7 protein-coding genes and 1 pseudogene are annotated in these 9,796 nt (G+C 64.8%); 4 read left to right on the top strand and 4 right to left on the bottom strand.

What is annotated here, in order from left to right; all coding sequences use genetic code 11:
* The first annotated feature begins 319 nt into the window (after positions 1-319).
* Positions 320-1,948: a fatty-acid--CoA ligase gene (locus tag AC628_RS38040; protein ID WP_074131773.1), complete on the top strand. Its 1,629-nt coding sequence runs from the start codon at positions 320-322 to the stop codon at positions 1,946-1,948.
* Positions 1,949-2,227: 279 nt separating this feature from the next.
* Positions 2,228-3,085 (top strand): DUF1499 domain-containing protein, encoded by an 858-nt coding sequence (locus AC628_RS38035; protein ID WP_074131772.1) that lies wholly within the window; start codon positions 2,228-2,230, stop codon positions 3,083-3,085.
* 70 nt (positions 3,086-3,155) lie between these two features.
* Here the strand turns inward: AC628_RS38035 and AC628_RS38030 are convergent, their stop codons facing one another.
* The 4 genes from AC628_RS38030 to AC628_RS38015 all read right to left on the bottom strand — a co-directional run bounded on the left by AC628_RS38030 (position 3,156) and on the right by AC628_RS38015 (position 8,764).
* On the bottom strand, positions 3,156-4,073 hold the full coding sequence (locus tag AC628_RS38030; protein ID WP_074131774.1) for an MBL fold metallo-hydrolase: 918 nt from the start codon (positions 4,071-4,073) through the stop codon (positions 3,156-3,158).
* Positions 4,074-4,238: 165 nt separating this feature from the next.
* Entirely contained in the window at positions 4,239-5,453 is a 1,215-nt protein-coding gene (locus tag AC628_RS38025) for an acyl-CoA dehydrogenase (RefSeq protein ID WP_074131771.1), read from the bottom strand.
* A 129-nt stretch (positions 5,454-5,582) separates the two neighbouring features.
* A complete protein-coding gene (ribB, locus tag AC628_RS38020) occupies positions 5,583-6,659 on the bottom strand; it encodes a 3,4-dihydroxy-2-butanone-4-phosphate synthase (RefSeq protein ID WP_074131770.1) in 1,077 nt (358 codons plus the stop codon).
* A gap of 371 nt (positions 6,660-7,030) precedes the next feature.
* The gene (locus tag AC628_RS38015; protein WP_074131769.1) at positions 7,031-8,764 is read right to left on the bottom strand and encodes a cation:proton antiporter; all 1,734 of its coding nucleotides are present in this window, start codon (positions 8,762-8,764) and stop codon (positions 7,031-7,033) included.
* 59 nt (positions 8,765-8,823) lie between these two features.
* On the opposite strand from AC628_RS38015, the gene AC628_RS38010 reads away from it, so the two are divergent.
* Both AC628_RS38010 and AC628_RS38005 read left to right on the top strand, forming a co-directional pair.
* Positions 8,824-9,366 (top strand): DUF3124 domain-containing protein, encoded by a 543-nt coding sequence (locus AC628_RS38010; RefSeq protein ID WP_074131768.1) that lies wholly within the window; start codon positions 8,824-8,826, stop codon positions 9,364-9,366.
* Positions 9,367-9,437: 71 nt separating this feature from the next.
* Positions 9,438-9,796 (top strand): annotated as a pseudogene (locus tag AC628_RS38005) (PLP-dependent aminotransferase family protein); the annotation flags it as partial.

The following is a 9,796-nucleotide window of genomic DNA, read 5'->3' as shown; positions in this document are numbered from 1 at the left end:
GTCAGCGGGGCGCGGCTTCGGCAGCGGCACGGCTGAACGGCGGACCGCCTTGTGCGCCCTGTGCGGCCGGGTGCCGAACAAATCATCCCACGGAAAGGTGGGCGCGCCGCGGGCAGCTTCCGCGGGGCCCGCTTGCATACCAAGGCAAAGCAGCGCGGCGGCAGCGGTAACCATTGCCGCGCCCCCGCGGCGAAACGCGCCATCAGGCCATTTTCGGCTTGCTTTCTCCGCGCTACAGTTCATGTCAGTTCCATGATTTTACTGCCGGCCGTCCAAGATGCCGGCAGATCATGCGTGAGGATCGAGGAGGGATTTGCGTATGCTTGGTTTGATGCAAGATTGGCCCTTGCTGTGCCACAAGATTATTGAGCACGCCGCCAAATATCACGGCACGCAGGAAGTCGTGACACGGTCGGTCGAAGGTCCGATTCATCGCACCAACTACGCCGAAATCCATGCCCGCGCGCTGAAGGTCTCGCAGAGCCTCGAGCGTGACGGCATCAAGCTCGGCGACCGCATCGCCACCATCGCCTGGAACACCTGGCGCCATCTCGAGGTCTGGTACGGCATCATGGGGATCGGCGCGATCTGCCATACGGTCAATCCGCGGCTGTTTCCGGAGCAGATCGCCTGGATCGTCAACCACGCCCAGGACCGCATCGTCATCACCGACCTCACCTTCGTTCCGGTGCTGGAGAAGATCGCGAGCCAGCTGCCGAGCGTCGAGCGCTACGTCGTGCTGACCGACAAGGCGCACATGCCGCAGACCACGCTGAAGAACGCGGTCGCCTATGAGGACTGGATCGCGGCATCCGACGGCAAGTTCGAGTGGAAGACCTTCGACGAGAACACCGCAGCTGCGATGTGCTACACCTCCGGCACGACGGGCGATCCCAAGGGTGTACTTTATTCGCACCGGTCCAACGTGTTGCACGCGCTGATGGCCAACTCGAAGGACGCGCTCGGCACCTCCGCCTCGGACACAATGCTTCCGGTGGTGCCCTTGTTCCATGCGAACAGCTGGGGCATCGCGTTCTCCGCCCCGTCGATGGGCACCAAGCTTGTGATGCCGGGCCCGAAGCTCGACGGCGCCTCGGTGTACGAATTGCTGTCGACCGAGAAGGTCACCCATACCGCCGGTGTCCCGACGGTTTGGCTGATGCTGCTGCAATACATGGCCGCCAACAACGTCAAGCTGCCGGATCTACAGATGGTGATCTGCGGCGGCTCGGCGATGCCGCGTTCGATGATCCAGGCGTTCCTCGACATGGGCAGCCAGGTGCGCCACGCCTGGGGCATGACCGAGATGAGCCCGCTCGGCACGCTGGCGACGCTGAAGCCGCCGTTCACCGAACGCACCGGCGAGGAGCGGCTCGACATCCTGCAGACCCAGGGTTATCCGCCGTTCGGCGTCGAGATGAAGATCACCGACGATGCCGGCAAGGAGCTGCCGTGGGACGGCAAGACCTTCGGCCGCCTCAAGGTCTCGGGTCCCGCGATCGCCAAAGCCTATTTCCGGGTCGATGCCAACATCCTCGACGATGCCGGCTTCTTCGACACCGGCGACGTCTCGACGATGGACGAGCACGGCTACATGCGGATCACCGACCGCTCGAAGGACGTGATCAAGTCCGGCGGCGAATGGATCTCCTCGATCGATCTGGAAAACCTCGCGGTCGGCCACCCCGCAGTCGCGGAAGCCGCCGTGATCGGCGTCCATCATCCGAAATGGGACGAGCGGCCGCTGCTGATCGTGCAGCTCAAGCAGGGCCAGAGCGCCACGCGCGAGGACATCCTGAAGTTCATGGACGGCAAGATTGCCAAATGGTGGATGCCCGACGACGTCGCTTTCGTCGACGGCATTCCCCACACAGCGACCGGCAAGATCCTGAAGACGGCACTGCGCGACCAGTTCAAGGACTACACCCTCCCGACCGCCGCGGCGTAGGCGAGCTATCATCCTCCCCTGGAGGGGGAGGATCGGTTCGCATGACGCGCAGCGGAATGCGAACCGAGGTGGGGTGACAGTCCCTCCGTTGAGACAGGTGCCCGTGCTGAGGGATCACCCCACCCCGCCGCTCATTATGATTCGCGTCGACCCTCCCCCTCCAGGGGAGGGTGAATAGCACCGCCCAAATCCCTTGAATTCGCCGCAGGACCGTGATCTCACACGGTCATTGGCGGCGGCTGAGGTCGCCGGGGACATCAACCGGCAGATTTTTCGACGATGGCGCGCAGGTTTTCCGCTCCCTACCAGCAGGAGCCCGTGTCCGGTCTCGCCACCTGGTCGCGCAACCTCGCCATCTTTTCCGTCGTCGCGGTGGTGGTCTCGATCCTGATCGTCCGGTTCGGGTTCCTCGAGGTCAAACCGGCTCTCGCGACCTTCTTCGGGGCGCTGGGCCTCGCCGGCCTGTCGATCCTGCTCGGGCTGGCCGCCTTCGCCGCGATCTGGCAGAACGGCACCCGCGGCATGGGCCGGATCCTGCTCGCGTTCCTGATCGACGCCGCGATCCTCGCTTACCCGGCCTACCTCACCTACCAGTATCGCAAGCTGCCGCGAATCTACGACGTCACCACCGACGCCATCGACCCGCCGAAATTCGAGGCGCTGGCACGGCTGCGCACCGGCGAAGGCACCAATCCGGCCGCCTATGCCGGCCTCTATTCCGCCGAGAGGCAGCGCGCGGCCTATCCAGATATCGAAACCGTCGAACTGGAAGCCCCGGTCGACCGTGCGTATGAGATGACGCTGCGGCTGGTGAACCGGCGCAAATGGCTCGTCATCGACGCGCGCGCGCCGCAGCCGCCGCGCCGCATCGGCCGCATCGAGGCGGTGGCGCGCACGCCGATCATGGGCTTCCGCGAGGACGTCTCGATCCGGGTCACGCCCGACGACGAGGATTCGCGCGTCGATATCCGCTCCGCCTCGCGCTATTTCGACACCGATCTCGGCAGCAACGCCGCACGGGTCAAGAAGCTGATCGAGGACCTCAACACCGCGGCCGACAACGAAAACGCCAAGCCGGCGAAGAAGGCGGCCCCCGCCGCGCCGAAAGCCCCGCCGGCGAAGACGGTGAAGAAGTAATCTCTCCGTCATCCCGGGGCGCGCGCAGCGCGAGCCCTCAGGTGCGCAATTGCGCACCGGGGAATGACGGCTACACCATCCGGTACGTGCCGCCGATCACCGGATCGCCATCCGTCGCCACGACGCCGCGCGCGACCAGATCCTCCAGATGCGCCAGCACGGAATAACCGGCGGCATTGGCGAGGCGTGGATCGAGCCCGATATAGATCGCCCGCACCATAGTCGGGATGTCGGCCTCGCCCTTGCCGAGACGGTGCAGGATCGACGCCTCGCGCGCCCGGCGATGCCGCGCCAGGAAGCGGACGAAGCGCGGGCCTTCCGGAATCTCCGGGCCATGGCCGGAGAGGTAGATCTGCTCGGGACGCTGCTCCAGCCGCTCCAGCGAAGCCATGTAGTCGATCATCGAGCCGTCGGGCGGCGCCACGATCGAGGTCGACCAGCCCATCACATGGTCGCCGACGAAATTGATGCTGCGCTCGGCCCACGCGAACGCCAGATGATTTGCGGTGTGACCGGGGGTGGCGAGCGCCTCCAGCGCAAAGCCACTGCCCTCGATGACGTCGCCGTGCTTGACCTCGATGTCGGGCCGGAAATCGCGATCGGCGCCGGATTCCGGATTGTGCTTCTCGCTCTCGAAACGCGGGCGCGAGGCGCGGTGCGGCCCCTCGGCATAAACCGGCGCGCCGGTCGCGGCCTTGATCCGCGGCGTGTTCGGCGAATGGTCGCGATGGGTATGGGTGACCAGGATATGGGTCACGGTCTCGCCCTTGACCGCATCGAGCAGCGCTTTCGCATGCGCCTCGTCGTCGGGGCCGGGATCGATGATCGCGACCTTGCCCTCGCCCACGATGTAGCTGACCGTGCCGGTGAAGGTGAACGGGCTCGGATTGTTGCAGAGCACGCGGCGCACGCCGGGGCGGACCTGTTCGACCACGCCTGGCTTCAGCGGAAAGTCGCGGTTGAACGGGATGTCGTCGTTGTCGGCCATGGGATCCGATTCCTTGTGAGCCGTCATCCCCGGATGAGCGCTTCGCGCTCACTCGGGAGGCGCGAACTCTTGCGAGCCTCGAAGGATGTCGGGCACGAGCCGGGCCGTTCATCCTTCGAGGCGCGCCAAAGAAGGCGCGCACCTCAGGATGACGGAGGCAAGAGCTTACGAGAACGCCTGGATGCCGGTGATCGCGCGGCCGAGGATCAGCGCGTGGACGTCGTGCGTGCCCTCATAGGTGTTCACGGTCTCGAGGTTCGCGGCGTGGCGCATCACGTGATACTCGATCTGGATGCCGTTGCCGCCGTGCATGTCGCGCGCCATGCGGGCGATGTCGAGCGACTTGCCGCAATTGTTGCGCTTGACGATCGAGATCATCTCCGGCGCCATCTTGCCCTCGTCCATCAGACGGCCGACGCGCAAGGAGGCCTGCAGGCCGAGCGCGATCTCGGTCTCCATGTCGGCGAGCTTCTTCTGCACCAGCTGGGTGGCAGCGAGCGGCCGGTTGAACTGCTTGCGGTCGAGCGTGTACTGGCGCGCGCGGTGCATGCAGTCCTCGGCGGCGCCGAGCGCACCCCAGGAGATGCCGTAGCGGGCGCGGTTGAGACAGCCGAACGGGCCCTTGAGGCCGGAGACGTTGGGCAGCAGCGCGCTTTCCGGCACCACGACGTTGTCGAGCACGATCTCGCCGGTGATCGAGGCGCGCAAGCTGAGCTTGCCGCCGACCTTCGGCGCCGACAGGCCCTTCATGCCCTTCTCGAGGATGAAGCCGCGGATCTGGTTGTCGTGCGCGGCCGACTTGGCCCACACCACGAACACGTCGGCGATCGGCGCGTTCGAAATCCACATCTTGGCGCCGTTGAGCTTGTAGCCATCCGCCACCTTCTCGGCGCGGGTCTTCATGCCGCCGGGATCGGAACCGGCATCCGGCTCGGTCAGGCCGAAGCAGCCGACCCATTCTCCGGTCGCGAGCTTGGGCAGATACTTCTTGCGCTGGTCTTCGTCGCCATAGGCGTAGATCGGATACATCACCAGCGACGACTGCACCGAGTTCATCGAGCGATAGCCGCTGTCGACGCGCTCGATCTCGCGGGCGACGAGACCATAGGCCACGTAGCTCGCATTGGCGCAGCCATATTCCTCGGGCAGCGTCACGCCGATCAGGCCGAGCTCGCCCATCTCGTTGAATATCTCGCGATCGGTCTTCTCTTCCAGATAGGCCTTGGTGACCCGCGGCAGCAGTTTGTCCTGCGCATAGGCCCGCGCAGTATCGCGGATCAGGCGTTCGTCTTCGGTGAGCTGGTCGTCGAGCAGGAAGGGATCATCCCACTGGAAGCTGGCGGCAGCCGGCTTGTCCTTGGCCTGGGGGCGCACGCTCATGAAACATCCTTTCGCATCGTCACTCGGAAATTGGCGGATAAATTAAAGCGCTATGCTGCGAAGCGCAATTGAATTGGGCGGATGCCATGCCCGGGGGCGATGCTGCGCATCGCCCCCGGAATGACAGTACTAACCGTCGAACTTTTCGTTCGACACGATCTCGATGCCGAAGCCGGACAAACCCTTGTAGTCGTGCACCGACGACGTCAGGTGCCGGATCGAGGTGACGCCGAGATCGCGCAGGATCTGGGCGCCGACGCCGACTTCGCGCCATTGCTTGTTGCGATCGGCCTCCGCCGACTTCTGCTCGCCCACCGGCTGGACCGGAACACCGGCCGCACCGTCGCGCAGATATACCAGCACGCCGCGGCCGGCATCCTTGAAGTGCCGCAGCACGGCTTCCATCCGCGCCGGCCCGGTGAACAGGTCTTTCACGATGTTGGGCTTGTGCAGCCGGGTCAGCACGTCCCGGCCATCGCCGATGCCGTTATAGACGAAGGCGGCGTGCATGATCTCGTCGAATGGCGAGCGATAGGCGTAGCCCTGCAGGGGGCCGATCGGGCTTTCGGTGGTGAAGGTCGCGACCCGCTCGATCAGCTTCTCGCGCGCCTGGCGATAGGCGATCATATCAGCGATCGTGACATGCTTGAGCTTGTGGGCGGCGGCGAATTTCGCGACCTGCTCGCCCTTCATCACGGTTCCATCGTCGTTCATCAGTTCGCTGATGACGCCGACCGGCGGCAGGCCCGAGAGCCGGCAGAGATCGACCGCGGCTTCGGTGTGGCCGGAGCGCAGCAGCACGCCGCCGTCGCGCGCGATCAGCGGGAAGATGTGGCCCGGGCGCGCAAAATCATTGGAGCCGGCGTTAGGGTTGGCGAGCGCGCGGCAGCAGGAGGCGCGCTCCTCGGCCGAGATGCCGGTGCCGCCATCGGGCTTGTAGTCGATCGAGACGGTGAAGGCCGTGGTGTGGTTGGACTCGTTATGCGCCACCATCGGATCGAGCCGCAGCCGGCGGGCATCCTCGGTGGTGATCGGCGCGCAGACGATGCCGGAGGTGTGGCGGATGATGAAGGCCATCTTCTCCGCCGTGCAGAACGACGCCGCGACGATCAAATCGCCCTCGCCTTCCCGATCGTCATCGTCGGTGACGACGACGAGTTCACCCTTCGCAAAGGCTTGCAGCACTTCCTGGATCGTATCGGCCATTGTCCTGACATCTCGCTTTATGCAGGCAGTGGATTAGCCGGGTTCCGATGTCGGCGCCAGTATCATTATGCAACCCGCCATGCGTCCGGCAGGCATACCAGGACCGGGGACGGCCCCCGTTTCCTGTTTGATTTGTTGTTTGAACTCGAACCCGCCGGAAAACCGATGCCCACTTTTCCGGATCATGCTCAGTAGCCCCGTAGCCTGGATGGAGCGAAGCGCAATCCGGGGGTGTTCCGCGTGCGTGGTCCCGGATTTCGCGGAGCCTGTCATCGGGCGCGCGTTCGCGCGACCGTTGGCTCCATCCGGGCTACGCAATCGCGCAAGCGAAGGCGCGCCTGACGGCGCAATCGCGCAAGTGGATGTACCCCTTAAGGCAGCACCTCGCGCCGGTCGCTGAGCTGGGCGTCCAGCTCGGCCCGCTTGTCGTCGAGCAGGCCGGCGTCGGCGGCTTCGATCACCGAATAGAGCTCGCCGGCGTCGCTGAGCCGGGTCACCGTCACATAGTCGGCGCCCGCCGCATAGAGATCGTCGACACCGGTCAACAGGTCCGCGGTGGCGACGATCCGCGCGGTCGGATTCAGGGCGCGGACGTGGCGCACCAGCTTCTCATTGTCGGCGCCGACCAGGAGGAAATCCGGCACGCTCAGGATGATGATCTCGGCCTTGCCGATGCCGGCGTGCACCAGCGTATCGACATTGCTGATGTCGCCATAGATCACGTGCATGCCGCGGTCGGACAGCGTGCGGAACACCAGCGGGTTGAAGTCGATGACGCTGATCTGCTCGAGTAGCGACTGGTTCTGCCGCTCGATCTGGCTGACCAGCGCGCTCGCGGCGCGGAAAAAGCCGAGAATGACAATGCGCCGGATCTCGCCGTGCCCACCCTCCTGGCCGGCCTCACCGCGGCCCTCGCCGACGTGGTCGAGATCGCGCAGCCCGATCCGCTTGAGCGGCCCGATCAGGCCGCGCACGATCTGGTCGCTGCGGCCCATCGCGAAGGTCGAGAGCACCGCCAGCACCACGAAGGCGAACGAGGCCGCGCTCGCAGTCTCGGTCCCGATATGGTTGGCGGCAACGCCGGTCTGGATCACCACCAGCGAGAACTCGGAAATCTGCGCCAGATTGATCGCCGGCAGCAGGCTGGCGCGCAGGCCCTGCTTCATCAGATAGAGCGGCGTGAACGTCGTGATCAGGCGGCTCACTACCGTGAAGGCCGCGATGACCAGCGCCAGCCAGATCACCTGTAAGCCCGGGATCGGGATCGTCATGCCGAGCGCGACGAAGAACAGCGTGATGAAGAAATCCCTGAGCGTCGTGACCTTGGCGGTAACGTCGAGCGCGTAGGGAAAGGTCGAGATCGACACTCCGGCGACCAGCGAGCCCATCTCGCGCGACAGATGCAGCCGTTCGGCGATCTCGCCGATCAGGAAGCACCAGGCGAGCGCGCCGAGCAGCACGAGCTCGGGCCGCCGCGCGATCTGGTGGAACAGCCGCGGCAGCACGTAGCGGCTCAGCACCAGCGCGGTGGCGACCAGCACCGCGACGCGGGCGATCGACAGCAGCACGACGCTGATCTGCAGATTGTCCAGACTCGGCTGCACCGCCAGGAACAGGATCGCGAAGATGTCCTGCAGCACCAGCACGCCGAGCGTGATGCGGCCCGGCAGCGTGTCCAGCTCACGCTTCTCGTACAGCACCTTGACGATGATGACGGTCGAGGACAGCGCGCAGGCGACGCAGAGATAGATCGCATCGAACTTGCCGCCGCCGACCGCAAGCCCGATGCCGGCAAAGAGCGCCGCGCCGATCAGGCAGCCGCCGATCAGCTCGCCGGCGCCGGCGAACAGGATGACCTTGCCGGCACGGATGATCTTCTTGAGGTCGATTTCCAGCCCGATCATGAACAGCATGAAGATCAGGCCGAGCTCCGAGATGACGCTGATCGACTCCTGGGACTTGACCCAGCCCATGCCGAATGGACCAATGAAAAAGCCGGCGATAAGGTAGGCCAGTATCAGCGGTTGCCGGGAGAAATGGGCGAGCAGCCCAATCCCCCAGGCAAACAGGATACAGAGCGTGATATCGGGAATCAGTTCATGCATGCGTCAAAGACTTCCTGTTGCCGCAACCTAGAGGGCCGGGCGTGAGGATCAACCGAGCAATGTGTCACATCCGCGCAGGCGGCATTTTTCTGGCAGTTTTGCTCTGCCTGCTCACCGGGAGAGTGACCGAGGCGCTAGCACAGTCCTCGGCAAGTATTGAACAAAATTTCGCGAACTCGCTGACCGCGGTGCCATCGGAAGGTCTCACTACCTCCGGTGCATTCTACGTGCCGGTGTATTCCAGCGTGTCGATGAGCCAGGGCAAGCTCAGGGCCGATTTCTCGGTGACGCTCAGCGTGCACAACGCCTCCGAAACGAGGCCCCTGATGCTGAAGCGGATCGCCTATTTCGACACATCAGGCAAGATGGTGGAGAGCTACCTCAAATCGCCGATCGCTCTAAAACCGTTTGCTACGATCGAGGTCGCGATCGCCACGACCGATACCCGCGGCGGCACCGGCGCGAATTTCGTGGTCGATTGGGCGGCCGCAGGCGAGATCGCGGAACCGGCGGTCGAGGCCTTGATGGTCGGCAGCGTCGGCCCCGGGCACTATGCCTTCATCAGCCAGGGCCGCCCGATCCGGCTGGTCGGCAAGAACTGAATTGAACTGACTTCACGGAAGGCCGCTTCCCGCTGGCCTTCTCAACGACAACAACACGGAGCGAAACGTCCATGTCCACCTCAGCCCAGTTCGACTTTGCACCACTGCTTCCGGCCGGCCTGCCCGCGCCGGCCGCGCGCTGGACCGGGCTCGCCAAATACAGCTTCGTCGGCGGCAACAACGATCCCGACCAGGTCCCGGTCGACGGGCTGCTGGAAGCGGTCAACGCCGTGCTGAAGCGCGAGGGCAGGAATCTGGCGACCTACAATCTCGCGCACGGACCGCAGGGCTATCTGCCGTTGCGCCAGTTCCTCACCGAGAAGCTGAAGCGCGATGCCGGGATCGCCTGCACGCCGGACGAGATCATGATCGTCTCCGGCTCGCTGCAAGCGCTCGACCTGGTCAATCAAACGCTGCTCGCCAAGGGCGA

Source organism: Bradyrhizobium sp. NAS96.2 (assembly GCF_001908235.1).
In the GTDB taxonomy this organism is placed as follows: Bacteria; Pseudomonadota; Alphaproteobacteria; order Rhizobiales; family Xanthobacteraceae; genus Bradyrhizobium.
This window is presented reverse-complemented; position numbering and strand designations above follow the sequence as displayed.